This is a genomic window from Kitasatospora sp. NPDC058162, from assembly GCF_042884005.1.
Taxonomy (GTDB): Bacteria; Actinomycetota; Actinomycetes; order Streptomycetales; family Streptomycetaceae; genus Kitasatospora.
In genome coordinates this window covers 208,128-227,268 of the sequence record NZ_JBHVUS010000007.1, presented here as the reverse complement: position 1 = coordinate 227,268, position 19,141 = coordinate 208,128, and the positions used below count along the sequence as shown (strand labels likewise).

21 protein-coding genes and 1 tRNA gene are annotated in these 19,141 nt (G+C 73.4%); 5 read left to right on the top strand and 17 right to left on the bottom strand.

Annotated elements, in window-relative coordinates; genetic code table 11:
• Positions 1-67 precede the first annotated feature (67 nt).
• From ACFVXG_RS16675 to ACFVXG_RS16665, 3 genes are all read left to right on the top strand, one after another.
• On the top strand, positions 68-1,261 hold the full coding sequence (locus ACFVXG_RS16675) for an HpcH/HpaI aldolase/citrate lyase family protein (RefSeq protein ID WP_387928167.1): 1,194 nt from the start codon (positions 68-70) through the stop codon (positions 1,259-1,261).
• A 255-nt stretch (positions 1,262-1,516) separates the two neighbouring features.
• A complete protein-coding gene (locus tag ACFVXG_RS16670; RefSeq protein WP_387928423.1) occupies positions 1,517-3,919 on the top strand; it encodes a phosphoribosyltransferase in 2,403 nt (800 codons plus the stop codon).
• Complete coding sequence (locus ACFVXG_RS16665) at positions 3,919-4,830, top strand: HAD family hydrolase (protein WP_387928165.1); 912 nt, start codon at positions 3,919-3,921, stop codon at positions 4,828-4,830. The genes ACFVXG_RS16670 and ACFVXG_RS16665 overlap by 1 nt, the downstream gene beginning before the upstream one ends.
• A 7-nt stretch (positions 4,831-4,837) precedes the next feature.
• On the opposite strand, the gene ACFVXG_RS16660 is transcribed toward ACFVXG_RS16665, so the two are convergent.
• Together ACFVXG_RS16660 and ACFVXG_RS16655 are read right to left on the bottom strand one after the other, a co-directional pair.
• Positions 4,838-5,056, bottom strand: coding sequence for a zinc ribbon domain-containing protein (locus ACFVXG_RS16660; protein WP_387928163.1), 219 nt, complete (start codon positions 5,054-5,056; stop codon positions 4,838-4,840).
• A 22-nt stretch (positions 5,057-5,078) separates the two neighbouring features.
• Positions 5,079-6,491: a hypothetical protein gene (locus tag ACFVXG_RS16655; protein ID WP_387928161.1), complete on the bottom strand. Its 1,413-nt coding sequence runs from the start codon at positions 6,489-6,491 to the stop codon at positions 5,079-5,081.
• A gap of 122 nt (positions 6,492-6,613) precedes the next feature.
• On the opposite strand from ACFVXG_RS16655, the gene ACFVXG_RS16650 reads away from it, so the two are divergent.
• A tRNA-Val gene (locus ACFVXG_RS16650) sits at positions 6,614-6,688 on the top strand.
• Between the two features lie 68 nt (positions 6,689-6,756).
• On the opposite strand, the gene xerC is transcribed toward ACFVXG_RS16650, so the two are convergent.
• From xerC to ACFVXG_RS16620, 6 genes are all read right to left on the bottom strand, one after another.
• Complete coding sequence (gene xerC / locus ACFVXG_RS16645; RefSeq protein ID WP_387928160.1) at positions 6,757-7,899, bottom strand: tyrosine recombinase XerC; 1,143 nt, start codon at positions 7,897-7,899, stop codon at positions 6,757-6,759.
• Entirely contained in the window at positions 7,899-8,090 is a 192-nt protein-coding gene (locus tag ACFVXG_RS16640) for a helix-turn-helix domain-containing protein (protein WP_387928158.1), read from the bottom strand. The genes xerC and ACFVXG_RS16640 overlap by 1 nt, the downstream gene beginning before the upstream one ends.
• Positions 8,091-8,282: 192 nt before the next feature.
• On the bottom strand, positions 8,283-9,554 hold the full coding sequence (locus ACFVXG_RS16635) for a DUF3631 domain-containing protein (RefSeq protein WP_387928156.1): 1,272 nt from the start codon (positions 9,552-9,554) through the stop codon (positions 8,283-8,285).
• The gene (locus tag ACFVXG_RS16630; protein ID WP_387928154.1) at positions 9,551-10,489 is read right to left on the bottom strand and encodes a bifunctional DNA primase/polymerase; all 939 of its coding nucleotides are present in this window, start codon (positions 10,487-10,489) and stop codon (positions 9,551-9,553) included. Before ACFVXG_RS16630 ends, ACFVXG_RS16635 begins: the two co-directional genes overlap by 4 nt.
• A 68-nt stretch (positions 10,490-10,557) precedes the next feature.
• The gene (locus ACFVXG_RS16625) at positions 10,558-10,914 is read right to left on the bottom strand and encodes a hypothetical protein (protein ID WP_387928152.1); all 357 of its coding nucleotides are present in this window, start codon (positions 10,912-10,914) and stop codon (positions 10,558-10,560) included.
• Complete coding sequence (locus ACFVXG_RS16620; RefSeq protein ID WP_387928150.1) at positions 10,911-11,552, bottom strand: DNA cytosine methyltransferase; 642 nt, start codon at positions 11,550-11,552, stop codon at positions 10,911-10,913. The genes ACFVXG_RS16625 and ACFVXG_RS16620 overlap by 4 nt, the downstream gene beginning before the upstream one ends.
• Before the next feature lie 134 nt (positions 11,553-11,686).
• Here ACFVXG_RS16620 and ACFVXG_RS16615 point away from each other — a divergent pair, with 134 nt between their 5' ends.
• On the top strand, positions 11,687-12,619 hold the full coding sequence (locus ACFVXG_RS16615; protein ID WP_387928149.1) for an HNH endonuclease: 933 nt from the start codon (positions 11,687-11,689) through the stop codon (positions 12,617-12,619).
• Here ACFVXG_RS16615 and ACFVXG_RS16610 read toward each other — a convergent pair.
• The 9 genes from ACFVXG_RS16610 to ACFVXG_RS16570 all read right to left on the bottom strand — a co-directional run bounded on the left by ACFVXG_RS16610 (position 12,551) and on the right by ACFVXG_RS16570 (position 19,135).
• Positions 12,551-13,384, bottom strand: coding sequence for a DNA methylase (locus ACFVXG_RS16610; RefSeq protein WP_387928147.1), 834 nt, complete (start codon positions 13,382-13,384; stop codon positions 12,551-12,553). The two genes, ACFVXG_RS16615 and ACFVXG_RS16610, sit on opposite strands and share 69 nt — an antisense overlap.
• The gene (locus ACFVXG_RS16605; RefSeq protein WP_387928146.1) at positions 13,381-13,971 is read right to left on the bottom strand and encodes a hypothetical protein; all 591 of its coding nucleotides are present in this window, start codon (positions 13,969-13,971) and stop codon (positions 13,381-13,383) included. The genes ACFVXG_RS16610 and ACFVXG_RS16605 overlap by 4 nt, the downstream gene beginning before the upstream one ends.
• Positions 13,972-14,088: 117 nt before the next feature.
• Positions 14,089-14,574 carry a single-stranded DNA-binding protein gene (locus tag ACFVXG_RS16600; protein WP_387928144.1) on the bottom strand — a complete coding sequence of 162 codons (486 nt, stop codon included), beginning with the start codon at positions 14,572-14,574 and terminating at the stop codon, positions 14,089-14,091.
• A gap of 119 nt (positions 14,575-14,693) precedes the next feature.
• The gene (locus tag ACFVXG_RS16595; RefSeq protein WP_387928142.1) at positions 14,694-14,867 is read right to left on the bottom strand and encodes a hypothetical protein; all 174 of its coding nucleotides are present in this window, start codon (positions 14,865-14,867) and stop codon (positions 14,694-14,696) included.
• Positions 14,868-14,882: 15 nt separating this feature from the next.
• Complete coding sequence (locus ACFVXG_RS16590; protein WP_387928140.1) at positions 14,883-15,320, bottom strand: hypothetical protein; 438 nt, start codon at positions 15,318-15,320, stop codon at positions 14,883-14,885.
• Positions 15,321-15,352: 32 nt separating this feature from the next.
• Entirely contained in the window at positions 15,353-15,544 is a 192-nt protein-coding gene (locus ACFVXG_RS16585; protein WP_380550861.1) for a hypothetical protein, read from the bottom strand.
• Positions 15,545-15,746: 202 nt separating this feature from the next.
• Positions 15,747-17,801 carry a plasmid transfer protein TraB gene (traB, locus tag ACFVXG_RS16580; RefSeq protein WP_387928138.1) on the bottom strand — a complete coding sequence of 685 codons (2,055 nt, stop codon included), beginning with the start codon at positions 17,799-17,801 and terminating at the stop codon, positions 15,747-15,749.
• Between the two features lie 133 nt (positions 17,802-17,934).
• Positions 17,935-18,570, bottom strand: a complete 636-nt coding sequence (gene traA / locus ACFVXG_RS16575) for a plasmid transfer protein TraA (RefSeq protein ID WP_387928136.1) — start codon at positions 18,568-18,570, stop codon at positions 17,935-17,937.
• A gap of 22 nt (positions 18,571-18,592) precedes the next feature.
• A complete protein-coding gene (locus ACFVXG_RS16570; protein ID WP_387928135.1) occupies positions 18,593-19,135 on the bottom strand; it encodes a hypothetical protein in 543 nt (180 codons plus the stop codon).
• Between the last annotated feature and the right edge of the window lie 6 nt (positions 19,136-19,141).

Genomic DNA, 19,141 nt, shown 5'->3' with positions numbered 1-19,141 from the left:
CGGAACCGCGGGCCGGAGGCCGTCCGTCCGGCCGGCCAGCCCGCCGTCCAGCCCCGAGGAGGGCACCATGCGCCATTTCGGCCACCTCGCCGACGACGTCCGTGCCCGGCTGTTCGTCGAGCAGCCGCGGACGTTCACCGCGCGGAGCGAACCCGCGGTGCTCGCCACCGCCCTCGGCGGCACCCTCTACAGCCCCGCCACCAGGCCCGCACTGGCCGCCGACATCCGGAAGCAGGCGGCGCGGGGCGTGGTGTCGATGGTGCTCTGCCTGGAGGACGCGATCGCCGACCACGAGGTGGACGCGGGCGAGCGGAACCTGGTCGAGCAGGTGACAGACCTGGTCAATGATTTCACCGACTGCACACAGGACCATCCACTTCTCTTCATCAGGGTTCGCACGGCCGAGCAGATCCTCGACCTGGCCGAACGGCTCGGCCCGGCCGCCGGGCTGCTGAGCGGCTTCGTCCTGCCCAAGTTCACCCCGCGGAACGGCGGCGCCTACCTGGCCGCGCTCGCCGCCGCCGAGGCCGCCACCGGACGGCGGCTGTTCGCCATGCCCGTCCTGGAGACGCCCGAACTCGCCCACCTGGAGACCAGGCGCGAGCAGCTCTTCGGCATCGCCGAACTGCTCGCCGAGCACCGCGAACGGGTGCTCGCCGTCCGGCTCGGCGTCACCGACCTGTGCTCCGCCTACGGGCTGCGGCGCTCGGCCGACCTCACCGCGTACGACGTGGCCCTGGTCGCGGCCGTGATCGGCGACGTGGTCAACGTGCTCGGTCGGGCCGACGGCACCGGGTACACCGTGACCGGGCCGGTCTGGGAGTACTTCCCGGTGCAGGAGCGGATGTTCAAGCCCCAGCTGCGCCGCACCCCGTTCGCCGCGACGGCGGGCACCGCCCGGGCCTCCGGCGAGGAGGTCCGCCGCCGGATCATCGAGCACGACCTGGACGGGCTCATCCGCGAGGTCGAACTCGACCGTGCCAACGGCCTGTTGGGCAAGACCTGCATCCACCCCAGCCACGTCCCGGCCGTGCACGCGCTCTCCGTGGTCACGCACGAGGAGTACTGCGACGCCCGCGACATCCTCCGGCAGGAGCAGGACGGCGGCGGGGTACTCCGCTCGGCGTACACGAACAAGATGAACGAGGCCCGGCCGCACCGGGCCTGGGCGGAGCGGGTGCTCCTGCGGGCGGAGGTCTTCGGGGTGGCCCGGGAGGACGTGAGCTTCGCGGAGCTGCTGTCGGCCTGCCTGTGCGGCTGACGCCCTGACCGACACGCGTGATCCGAACGACCAGCACCACCGAAAGCGGGACCAGCAGTGAAGAGAGCAGAGACGACGGCCGGGGCGGGAGCGGGAACGGTGGGTTTGGCGGCGGCTGCGTTGGCGGCGTCGGCTTCGGGTTCGGCTTCAGCTTCGGTTTTGGCCAAGGCGGGTTCGGCCGCGGGGCGGGGTCGGGGACGGGCCGGCGCATCGGAGGGCGGGTGGACCGGGCGCTGGGTCGCCGAGCGGGCCGGGATCGCGCTGACCGGGTCGGAGCGGCTGCCCGAACTCGTCGGCCTGGCCCTGCGGTCCGGCAACCCCAAGCGCGCCCACCTGCTGGTCTCCAGCGTGCTCGGCAAGCACGTCCCGCAGCGGCCCGCCGTCGTGCACGGCGCCGGGCTCGAACTCGGCCGCCGGGTCCGGGAACTGCTCGGCCCCGCGGCGGCCGCCCGGGCCGTCGTGCTCGGCTACGCGGAGACGGCCACCGGCCTGGGCCACAGCGTTGCCGACGGCCTCGACGCCCCGTGTCTGCACTCCACCCGCCGCCCCGTCCCCGGGATACCCCCGCTCGGCGGCTTCGAGGAGGAGCACTCCCACGCCACCGGGCACCTGCTGCTCCCCGCCGACCCCGAACTCCTCGCGGGCAACGGGCCGTTGGTGCTGGTGGACGACGAACTGTCGACCGGCCGGACCGTCCTCAACACCATCCGCGAACTGCATCGCCGCCACCCGCGCGACCACTACGTGGCGGTCGCCCTGGTCGACCTGCGCTCGGCCGAGGACCGGCGCCGGCTCGCCGCGGCGGCCACCGAACTCGGTGCCCGGCTGGACGTGGTGGCCACCGCGAGCGGCGGCGTCGACCTGCCCGAGGACATCGTGGCGCGGGCCGAGCGGCTGATCGCCGCCGTCCCCCCGGTCGCCCTGCCGCCGGCCGTCGACCCCGCCCCGCTGGTCCGGGTCGAGCTGGACTGGCCCGCCGGGCTGCCGGACGGCGGCCGGCACGGCTTCACGGCGCAGGACCGCGAGCGGCTCGACGCCGTACTTCCTTCGCTGGCCGGGCAGTTGGCGGAGGCGCTGGCGGGTACGGGTGCGGGCGCCGGGGGCGCTGGGGGTGCCGCGGAGCGGGTCCTGGTGCTCGGCTTCGAGGAGCTGATGTACGCGCCGCTGCGGCTGGCCGAGGCGCTCGCCCAGCGGCTCGGCGGCGACCGCGTCCGCTACTCCACCACCACCCGCTCGCCCGTCCTCGCCGTCGACGACCCCGGCTACGCCATCCGCACCCGGCTGGTCTTCCCGGCCCACGACGACCCGCAGGACGACGGCTCGCGGGACCGCTACGTCTACAACGTCGCCCCCGGCGCCGACGGGGCCCGCCGCTTCGACGCCGTGGTGCTGGTGGTGGACGACGTGGCCGACACCCCGGCCCTGCACCAGGGGGAGTACGCGCTGCTGCGCCAGCTGCGGCAGGTCACCGACCGGGTGGTCCTCGCCGTACTCCCCTCGCACCGCCCGGCGCTGCCCTCCCCGTTGTACGGGCCGGAGTTCTCCTCCTACCGTCCGGAGGAGGTCGCCTGGCTGCTCAAGGACCTCTCCGACGTGCCGCTGGAGGCCCCCACCGAGGAGCGTGAGGAGGCCGTCCAGCAGGGCGGCGCGCACTACGCCGAGTCGCTGCCGGTCGAGTACCGGCCCAGCCCCGAGTACCAGGAGCTGTTCCACCAGGCGCTGCGCGGCTCGGCCCGCCGGATGGCGCTCGCCGTCGGCACCGTCGCCGAGACCCTGCTGCGTGAGCGCGGGCCCGGCCTGGTGCTCGCCTCGCTGGCCAGGGCCGGGACGCCGGTCGGCATCCTGGTCCGCCGCTGGCTGGCCTTCGCCCACGGCCTGTCCGTCCCGCACTACGCGGTGTCGATCGTCCGCGGCCGCGGCATCGACCAGGTCGCCCTGCGCTACCTGGCGGCCCACCACCGGGCCTCCGACGTGGTGTTCGTGGACGGCTGGACCGGCAAGGGCGCGATCACCCGCGAACTCACCGACGCGCTGGCCGGCACCGGCTTCGACCCGGACCTCGCGGTGCTCGCCGACCCGGGCCGCTGCGTCCGGACGTACGGCACCCGGGACGACTTCCTGATCCCCTCCGCCTGCCTCAACTCCACGGTGTCCGGGCTGGTTTCGCGTACCGTGCTGCGGGCCGGGCTGATCGGCCCCGGGGACTTCCACGGCGCCAAGCACTACGCCGAACTCGCGGGCGGGGACGTCTCGGAGGCCTTCCTGGCCGCGGTCGCCGCCCGCTTCGACGAGGTCCGCGCCCTGGCGGTCGAGGAGGCCGACCGGCTGGCCGCCGCCCCGGACCGCACGCCCGACTGGGCCGGCTGGGCCGCCGTCGAGCGGATCAGTGCGGAGTACGGCATCGACAACATCAACCTGGTGAAGCCCGGGGTCGGCGAGACCACCCGGGTGCTGCTGCGCCGGGTGCCCTGGCGGGTGCTGGCCCGGCGCGGCGCCGGGGCCGACCTCGACCACGTGCGACTGCTCGCCGCCCAGCGCGGCGTTCCGGTCGAGGAGGTGGACGGGCTGCCGTACAGCTGCGTGGGCCTCATCCACCCCCGCTACAGTCGGGGCGCGACGGGGGAGAGCGGACGGGCCGTGCGGGGGAGGGAGTCCTGATGGGTGCTGTCGACGGTTCGGACGTCGGCTTGGGAGACGTGGGCGGCGTGGGCGGCGTGGACGACCCGGGCGACGCGGGCGGCGTGCTGGTCGCCAGCGACCTGGACCGTACGCTCATCTACTCCGAGCGGGCCCTGGCGCTGGACGGCCCCGACCGGCTCGCGCCCCGGCTGCTCTGCGTCGAGGTGCTGGACGGGCGACCGCTGTCCTTCCTGACCGAGCGGGCCGCCGCGCTGCTGGCCGAACTGGGCCGCCGGGCCCGCTTCGTACCCGCCACCACGCGGACCGTCGAGCAGTACCGGCGGGTCAACCTGCCCGGCCCGCAACCGACTTACGCCATCTGCGCGAACGGCGGGCAGCTGCTGGTGGACGGCGAACCGGACCGCGACTGGCGCCGCGAGATCACCGCGCGGATCGCCGCCGACGCCGCCCCGCTGGACGAGGTGGTGAGCCGGCTCGCCCTGAGCGCCGACCCGGAGTGGACGCGCAAACGGCGGGTCGCCGACGAGCAGTTCGCCTACCTGGTGGTCGACCGCGACCGGCTGCCCGCCGGCTGGCTGCCCGAGCTGACCGGCTGGTGCGCCGAACGCGGCTGGCGGGTCTCGCTGCAGGGCCGCAAGGTGTACGCCGTGCCGCGGCCGCTCACCAAGAGCGCCGCGCTCGCCGAGGCCGTGCGGCGCAGCGGCGCGGGCACCGTCCTGGCGGCCGGCGACTCCCTGCTGGACGCCGACCTGCTGCTCGCCGCCGACGCCGGGTGGCGGCCCGGGCACGGCGAACTGGCCGACGGCGGCTGGACGGCCCCCGGCGTCACCGCCCTGGCGGAGGTGGGGGTGGCGGCGGGGGAGGAGATCGTCCGCCGGTTCCTGGCGGTGGTGACCGCCGCCCCCGTCGGTGCCGTGGTCGCCGGCTAGCTGCCGGTCAGCCGCAGCACCCGCCGCCGCAGCAGCCGCCCCCGCCACCGCCCGGGGCCTGCTGCGGCGCGCCGCCGGCCGAACCGGTGACGGCGACGGTGGACAGCAGCTTCACGGTGTCCGGGTGGCCCTGCGGGCAGACGGCGGGGTCGTTGGCCTGCGCCATCGTGCGGCGGAGCTCGAAGGTGGCTCCGCAGGAGCGGCAGCGGAAGTCGTAGCGTGGCATACCGGCAGGGTACCGACCGCGCTCAGCGGTGCTGGCCCAGATCGCCGCGGATCATGCCGATCACCCGCGCCGCCGTCTCCCGCACCGCCGCCAGCTCGGTCAGGAAGTACCAGTAGTCGGGGTGCCGGCCCGCCGCCTGGAGGGTCTCCACCGCGCGGTCCAGCCGGGCCACCGCCTCGTCCAGCGGGGCGGCGTGCCGCGGGTCCGGCGCGGTGCGGCCCGCCATCGCCAGGCGCTGGGCGTCCCGGACGGCGAAGCGGGCGCGCTCCACCTCCCGGTTCGGGTCGTGCTGCACCTCGTTCAGCTGCCGCAGCCGGTCGTTCACGGCCAGCACCGAGCCGTCCGCGGTGTCCAGCAGCGCGCGGACCGTGCCGATCGCGGCCGTGGCGTCCGCCCACCGCTGCTCGTCCCGGGCCCGGGCGGCCTCGGCGAGCTTGCGCCCGGCGGCCCGGCCCGACTCGGCGACCTGCTCGGGCACCCGCTGGAGGTCCTGCCAGCAGGCCGTGCTGAACCGGCGGCGCAGCTCGCTCAGCGCCGGATCGACCGTCGCCGCCTTGGTCTCCAGCGCCTGGATCCGGGTCCGCAGACTGGACACCCGACGGTCCAGCTCCCGGGCCCGCTCGGGCAGCTGGGCGGCGTCGGCGGTGATCGCCTCCGCGCGCCGCCGCACCTCGTCGGCCCGGTGCAGGGTGGCCGCCACGCCGTGCCGGGCCGCCCCCTCGTTCAGCCGCCCCAGCTCCGGCGCCAGCTCGGCCAGCCGGGCCGCCAGGTCGTCCGCCCGCAGCCCGGCGCCGCGCACCTCGTCCAGCGTGGTGGTCGCCTCCAGCAGCGCGCGCTTGGCCTGCTCGACGGCCGGCGTGACCCGCATCAGCTGCTGCTCGGCGTGGAGCAGGGTCGGCTGGAGGCGGCGCAGGAAGTCGGTCAGCTCGGCGCGGGCCGAGCGGAGCTGGCCCTGCACGTCCGTCAGCAGCCTCCGGGCCTGGGCCGCCGAACCGGCGTCCAGGGCCTCGTTGTCCAGGTCATGGGCGTCGAGCGCGGCCAGGTAGTTCACCGTGACCTGCTCGACCCGGCCGGAGATCGCCGGCAGCTCGGCCAACGCCCGCTGCGCCGCCACCCCCTCCTCGGCCGCCCGGACGGTCTCCACCGCCAACTGCAGCTCGCGCTGCGTCTCGTCCAGCTCGTAGAACGCCTCCTGCGCCGCGGCCCGCGCCTCCCTGGCCTCCGCCCGCACCCCGTCCCCGGCACCCCGCCGGCCCCACCAGCCGCCACTGCCCGCCGAGGCCAGCCCGACCGCCCCCAACGCACCCGCCAGCACCACCGGCAACACCAGCGCGTCGCCCAGCGCACTCCCCGCCCGACGCGACCCCCGCCGCCCGCTCCCGCCGGCCACCGCCACTGCGCGCTCCCTGCTCCGACCCGCTGATCCGCGCCCCATTCTCCCCGATCCCCCCACACCCGGGGAGCCCCCTCCCTCCCGCCCACCACCGCCCACACCACACCACCCCTCCGGACCAGGTACCCTAGGCACTCGTCGTACGCCCGAAGGGCCACGACCGGGGGCGCGTAGCTCAGTGGTAGAGCGCTGCTCTTACAAAGCAGATGTCGGCGGTTCGAAACCGTCCGCGCCCACCAGCACAAAAGGCCCGCAGCGATCATGCTGCGGGCCTTTTGACTGCACCGATTGACGGCAACCGCTGATGTCAGCCGGTCTTGCGGCGCCTCTTGAGCAACCGGTCCATGTGCCCGAGGGCCTCGCGTCGTGTCTCCTCCGAGACGTGGGTGTACACGTTCATGGTCACTGCGATCTGCGAGTGGCCGAGGATCTCCATCACCACCCGCGGCGCGACGCCGGCGGCGAACAGGATCGTCGCGCAGCCGTGCCGCGTGTCGTGGAGGCGGATGCGCGGCAGACCGGCTTCGGCGCCGATCCGCTCGAAGGAGCGGCTGAGGTTCCGGGGCTCGATCGGCCGACCGGTCCGCGTGGTGAACACGTACTCGGTGTCCTCCCAATCCCGGCCGGCCTCCTCCCGCTGCTTCGCCTGCTGGAACCGCCGCCACCGCAGGGGAGCGATGCACATTGCCGGCAGCGGGATCGCCCGCGTCCGGCGGTTCTTCGTGCTGTCGGCGTACAGCTCCTTCTGCACGCGCTGGAGCTGGGTGCGAACGGTGAGCTTGCGGCCGTCCAGGTCGATGTCACTCCAGCGCAGGCCCAGGATCTCGCCGCGCCGCAGGCCCAGCGTGATGGCCAGCACGAACGCCGTGTACAGCGGGTCCGGGCGCGCGGCCTCCAGGAAGGTGACCGTTTCGTCCAGCGTCCACGTCTTCATCTCGCGCACCTCCACGCGCGGGGCCGGGACCAGGGTGGCCACGTTTCGGCTGATCAGTTCTTCGCGGCAGGCCGCCGTCAGGGCCGTGCGCAACACGCGGTGCGACTCCTTCGCCGTGGCGGCGGATGCCTCCCGCGTCACGGTGCTGACGAGGCGGCGCACGTCGGGGACACTCAGCGACTCCAGGCGCTTGGTCCCGATGTGCGGGATCAAGTAACGCCGGACGTGCGTCTCGTACTTGGCGTACGTCGTCTTCTTGCGCTGCGGCCGGATGAACTCCTCCAGCCAGTAGGGGAGCCACTCGGACAGCTTCTGCGAGCGCGTCGGGGTCGGGACGCCGTCCCGGGCGCGCTTCACGAGGTCCTGCCGCTTGGCGTCGCACTCCTCCCAGGTGTCGCCGTAGACGGTCTTGCGCTTGCGGGTGCCGTCGGGCTGCGGCACGTATACGCGCCCCTCGTAACGGCCGTCCTTGCGCTGCCAGATGCTGCCGGCACCATTCGGGTTCTTTCGGGCCATCAGGGACAGTTCTCCTCGGTCTTGGCGCGGATGTAGTCGGCGAGGCTGTCGACGGCGATCCGTCGGCAGCGGCCTTCGGTGAAGCTGACGAGCGTCTTGGCGCGGATGAGGTCGTAGACCTTGCTGCGGCTCATCCGGAGTGCGGCCATGACCTCGGGCACGGTCAGGGCTTCGGGGATGGCGGTGGCCATTGGGCGGCTCCCGGGGGTCGAGGCAGCAAAAAGGGGACGGAGCCGGTTGGCTCCGCCCCTTCCTTCTCTGGGATCCGCTACCGCCGCTACTGCCGCTACCTCCCTGGTCAGGGGCATGTTTGTGGTAGCGGATTTGGTAGCGGTAGCGGATTGGTGCCGCTCCCGCCGGGGTGGGTGGGAGCGGCGGTCGGCCTACGGCGCGGCGGCGGCCGGGGAGTCAGGTAGCGGATCGGTATCCGCTACCTCCGGTGCATCCGCTACCGGATACAGGGTCCTGACCTGCGCGGTAGCGGCAGTAGCGGCGGTAGCGGATTCCTGGGAACGGGGCGGGCAGTACCGCAGCCACGCGTCGGCCAGGTCCGAGGCGTAGTAGCCCTTGGCGCTGCTCTTGGGGCCGGTCTTGATGTTTCGGGGCTTGATGGGGTCGTTGTCGGCGGTGACGTAGTCGCCGAGCATCTTGGCGAGGGCGCGGGCGGTGATGGGCTTGCCGTCGAGGTCGGCCCACGGGGCGTCGTCCAGCTCGGCGAGCTTGCTGAGCAGTTCGGCGCTGAGCATCCGTTCGGCGCCGTCGAAGATGTCCCGCAGGTCGGTGAGGAGGCGGATGCCGACGCTGCCCTTGTCGTTGGCCTTGGAGGCGGTGACGAGCTGGACGCAGGCGGTTCGGGCGCGCTCGGGCCAGTGCCCGCCGGCGGCGTCGGCAACGGCGATCAGGGGCTCCCACACGTCGGCGGGCCGGTCGCTGATGCCCTCGGGCAGCTCCGGCCACACGTCGTGGAGCTGGTCGCGGACGCTGTCGGCCCAGGCAGCGAGGCGCTCGCGCAGGGCATTGCCCTGGGGCTTGTGGGTGCGCTCGCGGTAGGGCTCCACCGTCTCGTTGGGGGCCCGGCGGCGCATCCGGATGATGACGGAGCGGCTCATGATGGTGTCGGGCAGGTCGCCCAGGCCGCCCATGGCGAGCGCGGCGTAGACGGGGAAGGGCTGCACGGTCTGGGTGCCGCCCTCGCCGACGCAGCGCAGGACGACGCCGGAGCGGCGGTGGCCGGAGTTGATGAGGCCGCGCAGGTCTTCGTTGCCGGCGGCCTTGGGGCCGAAGACGGTGTCGACCTCGTCGTACAGCACGGTCGGGCGGGCGTCGGCGTCGGAGACGGTGCGGAACAGCGCGGCGGGGCTGACGTCGGTGGTCAGCACCGGGCGCGGGGCGACCGTCTCCATGATCTCCAGCGCCCGGGTCTTGCCGGATCCGGGCTCCGGGGAGAGGAACGCGATGCGCGGGGTGGACTCGAAGCAGTCGAGCAGGTGGGTGTGGGCGTCCCACAGCACGACCGCCGTGTACGCGGCCTCGCTGGGAAACACGTTGAAGCGCCGGTGGAACGCCTCGACAGCGTCGAGCACGACGGCGCCGTCCTCGGGGCCCGGCCGGTCCGGGGTCTTGTTGCTCTTAAGGGGGGAGTTCGGGAGGGTCATGCGGCGTCTCCGGCCGGGTTGTGGGCGATAGACCAGTTCAGGGCGTTGGTGATGGTCGCGTCGGCCTCGCGCGCGGTGAGGCCAGCCTTCTCCGCCGCTCCCTTAAGAGCGTTTTCGACCTCGGCCCGGCTGAGCTTGCCGTTGGCGACGAAGCGACCCAGCGCGCGGGCGGCCCGGGTGAGGGTCCAGTTGCGGATGCCCTCCCTGGCGTCGGCGACGTTCGCCGTCTCGTTGCGCAGGGCGGCGTCGACGTACGCGGGACGGTTGCCCGTGGCGCGGCGGTCGAGCCGGACGAGCGGGGCGACCGGCCGCGGCGGCGGGGTGAGCAGGCGGGCGATCCAGTCGGGCAGCGGCGCCGGGTCAGTGTCGATGGCGACGTCGTAGTAGCGCCCGGCGACGTTGCTGCCCGCGGCAACGACGTAGCCGCCGCCCGCTCGGGTGTCGATCAGCCAGCCCAGCCCGGACCCGTGGTGTCCAGCGGTGTTGCGCAGGGTTACCCCGGCGGGGGCGGTGAAGTACAGGTGCCGGCCACCGCTCGGGGTGGCGACGGTGTAGGTGCCACCCGGGAACGGCCGACCGTTGCGCTCGCACAGCGCGAGCAGCACGTCGTACCCGTCCGTCGCCCACTGCTCGGCGCACTCCGGCGGCGGGGTGGCACCAGGCTTGGGGGTGTCGAGGTCGATCACGACTAGCCCGGAGGGCCCGGTCGCGAGGCCGATCCCGTACGGCCCGTGCGACCAGGTGCGGCGCACGGTGTCGGGGTCGAGGGTGGCGCGCTGCTCCCAGCCCTGGTGGCCGGTAGCGCAGGGGCCGGTGCGGGGGCAGGCGGTGGAGGCGTGCAGGGCGGGCTTCTTGCTGCGGGGCAGCAGGGGGAAGATGTGCCAGCCGCGTTCGACGGCGGCGAGGGCGGCGGTGAGCAGGGGGTTGCCGGTCACGGCGAATCCCTTCGGCGGGTTGAGCCCGAGGCCGATGCGATTGGTCGGCCCCAGGCGAGCAGTTCGGGCTAGAACAGGGAGTCCGGCTCAGCAGCCGGGGCGCTCGCCTGCTGGGCCTTTGCGGCGGCGCGGCGGGTGGCGTCGTGGCACTCCGGGCACCACGCGACAAGCGCGGTCTTCGGCAGAGCGGCGGCCTTGTGCGCGGGCAGCAGCAGGTCGGCTGGCTCAGCCGGGGCGGCGAGCAGGCGAACGGGGCCGGTGCCGTGGCGGCGGCCGTAGCCGCCGTGGACGGTCTTGCAGCGTCCGCCGTCCTTCTCGTGGCTGGTGCCGCAGGTGCCGCGGCACTGGCAGCGGCCTGCGGAGGCGGCGATGACGGCCTGCCACAGACCTTCGGTATCACCGAGCGGTGGGGTGCGGGTGGTCATGCGGCTTCCAAGGCGGTGAGGCGGAGGTACTGGTCGGCGATGTGGCGGGTGTAGGCAGGCGGGATGGCCTTACGGGCTTCCTGGTTGGTCATCCAGGTGCAACCCATGGCGTCGGCGTAGGCGCGTTCCTGGCTGTGGTCGAAGGCGAGCAGGCCGCGCGGGTGCCAGCACGGCGGTACCAGGTCAGCGGTGGCGCCCCACGAGGTCTCGAACGCGCGGTGCCGGCGGACCTTGAGGCCGAACTGGGTTCCGCACAGCAGGTAGTCGTGGCGGATCGGGGCTTCGGGGACGTTCTCGATCACCCACGGGCGGCCGGTGGCCTCCATGATGCGGCGCCCGTCCGGCACCAGGTCGGGGTGGTCGGTGGGGGTGCCGCGCCACCTGGTGACGGTGGCGTAGTGCTCGCACGGCCAGGAGCCGTGGATGAGGTCGAACTCGTGGCCGTGTTCGGCGACGAACTCCAAGGCATCGGCCTGGACGAACTCGAAGGGGTAGTTGGGCTGGGGCGCGATGTCGACGCCGACGACGTCGAAACCGGCCAGGTGGTAGCCCATCGCGGCACCGCCGGCGCCGCAGCACGCGTCGAGAACGCGTGGCCGGGCACCGAGGACGGTCGGTCGAGGGAGGAAGGGGCCCATGGCTTCTCCATGAGGGAGGCTCACGTCGTGTGGTTCCGAGCGCGGCCCCCTCTGTGTCGGTGGGGCTGGCTAGGTTGGACCGAGGGCCGCGGGGTGAGCGCGGCAATGGCCGTGGACGGCAGGGAGGGGACGATATGGGTGCGTGGCTGGCGTTGTCGGTGGGCGAGGACCGGCTGCACGGGGGCAACGACGGCTACGACGACAGCCCGTCCGAGCACTACAGCTGGGACAGCACGGTGCCCAACCACGGGCGCCTTGCGGTCGGTGACGTGATCGCGCTCTGGGACGCCAAGGTGTTGCTCGGCATCTCGGTGATCGAACGGATCGACATCGGACAGGCCGTCAAACCCGTCCACAGCTGCCCGGTGTGCGGCAAGGCGGACTTCTATCCCCGCAAGAAGCAGGAACTTCGGTACTCCTGCCGCAAGTGCGAGGCACAGTTCGACGAGCCGAAAACGCACCACAAGGACGTGACGACCTATCGGTCGCGGCACGGTTCCGCCTGGGTCGACATGGCAGGCGTGCTTCCCGGCTCCGTGCTGCGAGCCCTGTGCGACTCCCCGAAGTCGCAGCACAGTCTGCGCTCACTTCAGTGGGAACGCCTGCGGGCAGCGATCGCCGAGACCGGCACGGTGACCACCGTGCGGATCGCCGACGCCGCACGCCACGCCATCGCCGGTGGCCACCGCAGCGCGACGGTGCGCGCCCGCATAGGGCAAGCCGCGTTCAGGCGCCGGCTGCTGGCGGACCACGGCGAGGTGTGCTCGTTCACCGGGCCCGCACCGGCCGCCGTACTGGAAGCCGCCCACCTGTACAGCTACGCGCTCGACGGGCGCCACCATGACGACGGCGGCCTGCTGCTGCGCCGGGACGTCCATCGGCTGTTCGACCTGGGGCATCTCGCCGTGCACCCGGGCCGCCTGACGATCGACGTCTCGGAGGATCTGCGTGCCTACCCCGCCTATGGGGGTCTTCACGGTGTCGCACCCGCGATCGGGCTAGCGGACGGGCACCTGCGGTGGCTTGAGGCCCACTGGCGCACCCACCGCGGCGAAGTCACCGCCTGAGGCGGGCGGACGCGCCTGCACCCGTCGCGCACCAGGTGCTTCGGAACTGAGGTGCAGCAGCGCGTGCTCGCCGATGAAACGCGTGTAGGCTGGTGGGATGGCCTCGGCCAACTCCCGGCGGTCGGTGGTCCAGTGGATGCCCATGGCGTTCTGCCACTCAGGCACGGTGCCCTTGCCGCCGCCGTTGCCGTAGACCTGGAAGTACCGGCCCTCGTACCGGACGCCGTGCCGGTAGCCGGCCGTGCGACCCCGGTGCGGGACGTGCGGGGGCTGGAGGGCGAACCAGCCCCCAAGCTCGAAGATCCGGTGCCGGATGACACGCAGGCCGAACATCTCCCCGCACAGCTTCAGATCGGCCCGCATGCGGCGGGAGGCGCGGCCGGGGGGCTGCTCGATGACGTACGGGCGGCTGGTGGACTCCAGCGCCTCGCGGGTGGGTTCCAGCAGGTCCGCATACCGGTCGCGGCGAGCCTGGTTGGTACCCGCGGTCAGGGTGCAGTCGAACTGGCAGGGCGGTCCGGCGGAGATCAGGTCGAACCGCTCGCCGTGGGCGGTGATGGTCTCGATCGCGTCGCCGTGCAGGAACGGGAAGGGGTAGCGGGGCTGGTCGAGGATGTCGACGCCGACGACGTCGAACCCGGCCAGCCAGAACCCCATGCCGGCGCCGCCGATGTTGCAGTAGGCGTCCAGCACGGTCATGCCGTTCCACGGCCGGGCGGGTAGCCACTCGGCCGCCGGGCGGAGCGCGAGGGCGAGCGCGGTCATCGGGCGCCCCCGAGCAGGTCGTTGACCAGGTGGGCGTGGGCGTTGGCCCAGATGGTCAGTTCCTTGACCACCGACTTGGCCTCGATCGTCATGATCTGGCCCGGCTTGGCGGAGCCGGGTTCGATCAGCAGGTGGTCGGGCACGGGGAGGAGCAGGGTGGCGGTGGTCAGGAGCAGGGCTTTGTCGGCGTCCGGCTCGAAGAGGCGCTGGAATGGGCCGCGGTCGGTGCTCCACAGGTCGGGCTGCCAGTCGTTCAGGCGGCGGTCGGGCCGGTGGGCGAGGGCGGCGTGCCGCAGGGGCATCTCGATGCGCAGTGCCACGTCGCGGTTGTCGCCGGTGGCGGAGACGACGGTGATGTTGTGCAGGTCGGGGCGGATGCGCACGTAACCGGGGGACATGACCGGGCTGGTGGCGATCTGCCAGGCGCTGCACGCGAACTCGGCGGCGGTGAGCGGCTGTCCGTCGTCGTGCAGCAGGCGCGCGTTGCGGGCGAGGTAGGAGCCGTAGCGGGAGTCGCCGTTGGAGGCGTGCTCGCGGTCGTGGACGTCGTCGACGAAGGCGAGCGTGCCGTTGGTGAACTGGGGCATGCTGGAGTCCTCTGGTCTCTGAGAGGGGATCGGACGGGCCCCGCAGCAGCCGGACGACCTTGCCGGGATGGCCGTCTGCTGCGGGGCCCTTTTGTGCTGCTCGGGGGTGTGGTTCGGCTAGAACGGCGGCTCGTCGCCACCGCCGGCCGGGGCGCCGCTCCACTGGGCGGCGGGCGCGCTCGGCGCCGCGGTGGACCACTCGTCGGCCGGGCGGGCGGTCGGGGCGCCGCTGGTGCGCTGGGCCTTGGTGACCTTGGCGGTGGCGAAGCGCAGGCTGGGGCCGACCTCGTCGATGTCGAGGCCGAGCATGGAGCGGTTCTCGCCCTGGTCGGTCTTCCAGTTGTGCTGCACGAGGCGGCCGGTGACGACGACGCGCATGCCCTTGGTCAGGGACTCGGTGATGTGCTCGGCCATCTCGCGCCAGGCGGTGGCGCGCAGGAACAGCGTGGTGCCGTCCTTCCACTGCCCGCTGGCCTTGTCGTAGGTGCGGGGGGTGGAGGCGATGGTGAAGCGCGCCATCGCGGTTCCCTGCGGGGTGAAGCGGAGTTCGGGGTCGTCGGTGAGGTTGCCGACGACGGTGATCGGGGTTTCTCCCACGGACACGGGTGCCTCCCAGGGCATCGGTGGTGTCGGGAGCGGGTCTGCCCGTCCCCCGCACCGCCCGGGCCCCGGCCGCTGGTTGCGGCGGTGGTCCGGGCGGCACGGCCGGTCGGGCGGGCCGGTCAGTGGTGCGGGCCGTCGCAGTACGAGTCCTCGCAGGAGCAGCCGTCGCACTCGGTGCAGATGTCGTCGGAGCAGTCCTCGCACAGCTCGTGGCCAGGGCAGTTCTCGTCGGCGCATTCGTCGCAGTAGTGACCGGGGCAGCCCCAGGCGTCGCATTCGTCGCAGTAGGACACGGTGATCTCCAGGGGTCAGCGGTTGCGGTTGGTGACGTTGACGCTCACGTTCACGGCGCCCTGCCCGCCCCTACCGCCCCCGCCGCCGTTCTTGAGGAGGTAGAGGACGCCGAGGGCGGCGACGAGCAGGCCGAGACCGGTGGTGGCGGCGGCGAGGGTCTGGAGCAGGAAGCCGACGCCAAGTCCGGCGCCGCCGATGCCGATGCCGCCGGCGAGCAGGCGGGCGGGCCACGGGTCGCGTACCGGGACCGGCGCGATGGCGGGCGCGTGCTGGGCGGGCAGGTAGGCGAGGGCGGGCCCGGGCTGGTGGATCGGGGCCGGGAGCGGTGCGGACGGGTGGTAGAGGGCGAGGGGCGCCGCTATGGGCGGGGTCTGGGTGGCGTAGTAGGGGGTGCCGTCCGGGGTGTAGAGCACCGGGGCGGCGAACGGCTGCGGGGCGGTGGTGTGGTCCACGGTGCTTCTCCAGTCGTTGAGTTGGGGTGGGTTCAGTGGAGGGTGGCGACGTAGTGGGCGATGGAGTTGAGGGCGCTGTTGACGGGTCCGGCGAGGCCGGTGCCGGCGATGGTGAAGCCGGACAGCCAGATGAGGACGGCGCTTCCGGCGCTGACGCGCTGGGAGCGGACGAGGACGACGGTGATGATCGCGAACAGCAGGGCGGAGGAGACGGTGACGATCACGAAGGGGGTCCTTCCGGGTGCTCCGGGGCGGCTCCCGGGATGCGGTCGACGGGGTGTGAAAGGGGGGGTCAAGATCAGGTGCCAGGAGGGGTGACAGAGGGGTGACAGTCGCCGACTGTCACCCCTCGCGCGCACGCGTTACCTGGGGAAATCGGCCCGAGGTGACAGTCACCGACTGGCGCCTGTCACCTGACAGGCGGGTTCAGGCGGCGGCCGGCTGGAGCGGGATGATCTCGTAGCGGCCGGCGGTGTCGGTCTCGCGCAGACGGCCCTTGATGACCATCTCGGAGACCTGGGAGGAGACCCACTGGCGGGAGCGGTGGAAGCGGTCGCAGTGCTCCATGAAGTCGACCGGGCCGATCTCGGTGTGGCCGGCGGCCTCGAACTCGGCCAGGATCTCGGCCATGGCCTGCCGGGCCTCGTTCTGGCCGAGCTTGGTGCGCGGCGGGACCTCGGGCGGGGCGATCTCCACCACCCGCTGGACGGGCGGGAGTTCGGCGTCGGGGTCGATCCACCCGTCTTCGTCCTCGCCGTCCTCGTCGGCGGTGAGGTCGTAGTCGTAGTCCACCGGGGTGTTCTCCTCGTAGATGCCGCCGTCCTGCTCGCCCGCGGCGGCGGGCAGGGCGGGAAGCGGGTAGCGGGTGCGCTGGGTGAAGGCCGGGCCGACCGCGTTCGCCGCGGCCTTGGCGGTGACCGGGTCGCACTGGGCGCGGATGCTGGCGAACTCGGCGACGGCCCGGGCGATGGCGTCCACCGGGGTGAGGTAGGAGCGGCCCGGGGTGGCCCAGAACGTCTCCGGGATGCCGTTCGCGGTCAGGTAGGAGTAGCCGGGCTTCTTGTCCTTCCACGCCTGCGGGGAGGCACCGGCGTCCATGGCCTCGTCGGGCAGGGCGAACATGGCGTCGCGGTCGTCACGCAGGCCGAACACCCAACTGGAGCCGAGGGAGGCGCGCGTGTCGGTGCTGATCTGCGTCCCGGAGGCGCGCTGGAGCGAGATGACGAGGCCGATACCGGCGGAACGGGCTTCCTGCGCGGGGCCGGTGAACACGTCGTCGTCGGTCTCGCGGATGGTCTTGGCGGCTTCCTCGGCCCAGTAGAGCAGGTAGGGCATGCCCGGAGAGCCGTCCGCCTGCGTCTCGGCGCAGGCGGGTTCCCACTGCTTGTAGCCGTACTTGGCCAGCCAGGACGTGCGGGCCGGGATCACGGCCTTGAGCGCCGTGATCTGGGCCTTGGTGTCGTCCATGGTGAGCGCGGCCCAGTCGATCGCGGGCAGCAGCGGGCCGAGGGTCTGCTCCGCCTTGGCGGGGTCGGACGCCCACACGATGACGTCGCGGCGGGTGATGACCTCGGTCAGCGCGGTGAGGCCGCCCTCGGACTTGCCGGAGCCGGTCATCCCCATGATCAGCAGGTGCATGGCGTTGCGGCCGGCGTCGGGGTCGCCGGGGAAGAACATCGCCATGTCGGCGCCGTCCTCGTAGATCCCGACGTGGATCGGGTCGGCGATGGAGCCGCCCGGGTAGGACGGGCCCGGGTAGGGGGCGCCAGCCTTGAGCAGGTCGTTGGGCACCACGGTGAGCACGGCCTTGGACGAGTCGTCGGCGTCCGGGGTCATCCGTACGGCGTTCTTGGCGACCCGCAGCGCGCTGGCCAGCTTGGGCAGGGCCTTGGACACGTCGTCCGGGGTCAGTTCGCCGCCGGGGAGCTGGAGACCGAACGTCGCCTTGTTCGGCTGCACCGTGGCCGAGGTGACCATGGTCTTGGCGAGCCCGACCTTCTCCAACAGTCCCTTGTCGGCGCCCTCGCCTGCGCCCTCGGGGTTGACCCGCAGCAGCTGGCGGATGTTCCACGTCGCCGCGAGCGCCGATCCCCCTATCAGGTAGAGGCTGGGCAGGGGGCCGGCTGCGGGCCCGGCGAGGGCCGCGGCGGTGAACCACGACGTCCCGGCCGCAACGGTGATGGCGGAGTGCAGGCGGCGCTGCTGGCTGGTGGGCTTGCCCGCCCACCAGGTGGCGGCCGTGAGGCCGAGCGAGGCGAGAGTGAGCCCGACCGCAGCAGCGGCGGACTCGCCCCACATGACGTTCGCGGGCAGCGACAGGATCCCGGTGCCACCGGCGACGATCCACGGCGGCAGGTAGGGCTTCATGCGGTGGAGCAAGTACTCGCCGACGCCGCCGGCGTGCTGGTTGGGGTCGAGGTGCAGGTAGCCGGTCTGGCCGGTGTCGAGGTGGGCGAGGGTCTGGGGCTGGTGGCGGCGCACGGGCGGCCTCCCTGGGCTGCGGGGCGTGGGGTGGGGAGGGGCCCGGCTGGGGCAGCGCGCGGCACAGCTCACTCGACCGATGGCGGGGTGGTGGGCTGTGCGCGCCCTGCCCCGGCCGGGGATCAGGGGCGGGTCAGCCGCCGAAGTCGAACTTGCGGCGGGGCTGTCGGCGGGGCTGGGCCACGCGGGAGATCTCGGGGTCGTACTCACGCTGGAACGCGGCGTAGGTGCGGGCGATCTCGGCGGCGCAGTCCTTCGCGTCGTCGGCGGCCTTCTTCAGGTGCTTGGCGACCCGCCGGGCGCGGGTCAGGGAGCCGAACGGGCGGCCATCGGCGTCGGGGACTTCCTTGAGCACGGCGCTCAGCAGCTCGTAGGCCATGGCCAGGTCGAACGAGACTCGGGACATGGCCGAGCGGCCCTGCTCGCAGTAGTTGCGCACGTCGGCGTTGGTGAAGAACTCCGGGTCACCGAGCGGGGAGTAGTTCGGCCCGGTGCCCGAGCCTCGGCCGCCGCCGGTCGGGGAGCCGATCCCGCCCGCCGCCGGGCCCGGACCACCGGGGCCCCGGCCGCCGTACGCGGCACCGCCACCACCGCCGCCGGCCGTGTTGCGGGTGTAGTTGAAGTGGTAGCTCGGCCCGACGCGGGTACGGGAGTTGCCGCCGCTCGGCGGCGGGGTCTTGCCACCGCTCGCGCCGCCGCCGTTGCCGCCGTTGCCGGAGCGGCGCGGGGGCGGGAACGGGCTGCTCGGGTTGCCGGGAGGGGTGCTCATCTGTGCTTCCTCCAAGGGGAGTTCAGGACTGCGGGGCGTCGAGCGGGGTGGTGGCGAGCGTGCGGCGACTCCGCCACCAGAGCGTCTGCGCGGTCACGGTGCCAGCCAGCCACGCGGCGGCGAGCAGGCCGTTCGCGGGGCCGAACCAGACCGCGAGCGCCGACCAGGCGAGGCCGAGCGACCAGGCCGAGACGGTCCGGGTGCGGGCGCGGGCCTTGCGGCGCACGGCGGAGCGCGGGTGCCGGTGGACGATCAGCGCCCACCCGCCCGGCAGCAGCAGGGCCGGGACAGCGAAGACGAGCGCGATGGGCGTCCCGGCGATGGACAGCACGCCGGCCGCCGCGAAGACGCCGATCCCGAACCAGGTGGGCGCCCACGCGACCCGCCGGCGCCACAGCGCGCGGCCGGTCGCGAGCGCCAACCGCCCGGCGAGGGAGGGCTGTTGGGGGACGACGAGCACGACCGGGGCGGTGCCCCGGTCGAGGTTGACCACGTGCGCGGCGGGCGCTCCCCGCCGGCCGCGCTGTGCGGGTATCTGCAACTTGGTGGTGCGGATGCGGGCCATGGCGGA

Excerpts from the sequence above, each read along its gene's own strand:
- ACFVXG_RS16675 (WP_387928167.1), top strand. The coding sequence starts at position 68 with ATGCGCCATTTCGGCCACCTCGCCGACGACGTCCGTGCCCGGCTGTTC.
- ACFVXG_RS16665 (WP_387928165.1), top strand. The coding sequence starts at position 3,919 with ATGGGTGCTGTCGACGGTTCGGACGTCGGCTTGGGAGACGTGGGCGGC.
- ACFVXG_RS16660 (WP_387928163.1), bottom strand. The coding sequence starts at position 5,056 with ATGCCACGCTACGACTTCCGCTGCCGCTCCTGCGGAGCCACCTTCGAG.
- ACFVXG_RS16655 (WP_387928161.1), bottom strand. The coding sequence starts at position 6,491 with ATGGGGCGCGGATCAGCGGGTCGGAGCAGGGAGCGCGCAGTGGCGGTG.
- xerC (WP_387928160.1), bottom strand. The coding sequence starts at position 7,899 with ATGGCCCGAAAGAACCCGAATGGTGCCGGCAGCATCTGGCAGCGCAAG.
- ACFVXG_RS16640 (WP_387928158.1), bottom strand. The coding sequence starts at position 8,090 with ATGGCCACCGCCATCCCCGAAGCCCTGACCGTGCCCGAGGTCATGGCC.
- ACFVXG_RS16635 (WP_387928156.1), bottom strand. The coding sequence starts at position 9,554 with ATGACCCTCCCGAACTCCCCCCTTAAGAGCAACAAGACCCCGGACCGG.
- ACFVXG_RS16625 (WP_387928152.1), bottom strand. The coding sequence starts at position 10,914 with ATGACCACCCGCACCCCACCGCTCGGTGATACCGAAGGTCTGTGGCAG.
- ACFVXG_RS16620 (WP_387928150.1), bottom strand. The coding sequence starts at position 11,552 with ATGGGCCCCTTCCTCCCTCGACCGACCGTCCTCGGTGCCCGGCCACGC.
- ACFVXG_RS16615 (WP_387928149.1), top strand. The coding sequence starts at position 11,687 with ATGGGTGCGTGGCTGGCGTTGTCGGTGGGCGAGGACCGGCTGCACGGG.
- ACFVXG_RS16610 (WP_387928147.1), bottom strand. The coding sequence starts at position 13,384 with ATGACCGCGCTCGCCCTCGCGCTCCGCCCGGCGGCCGAGTGGCTACCC.
- ACFVXG_RS16605 (WP_387928146.1), bottom strand. The coding sequence starts at position 13,971 with ATGCCCCAGTTCACCAACGGCACGCTCGCCTTCGTCGACGACGTCCAC.
- traA (WP_387928136.1), bottom strand. The coding sequence starts at position 18,570 with ATGAGCACCCCTCCCGGCAACCCGAGCAGCCCGTTCCCGCCCCCGCGC.
- ACFVXG_RS16570 (WP_387928135.1), bottom strand. The coding sequence starts at position 19,135 with ATGGCCCGCATCCGCACCACCAAGTTGCAGATACCCGCACAGCGCGGC.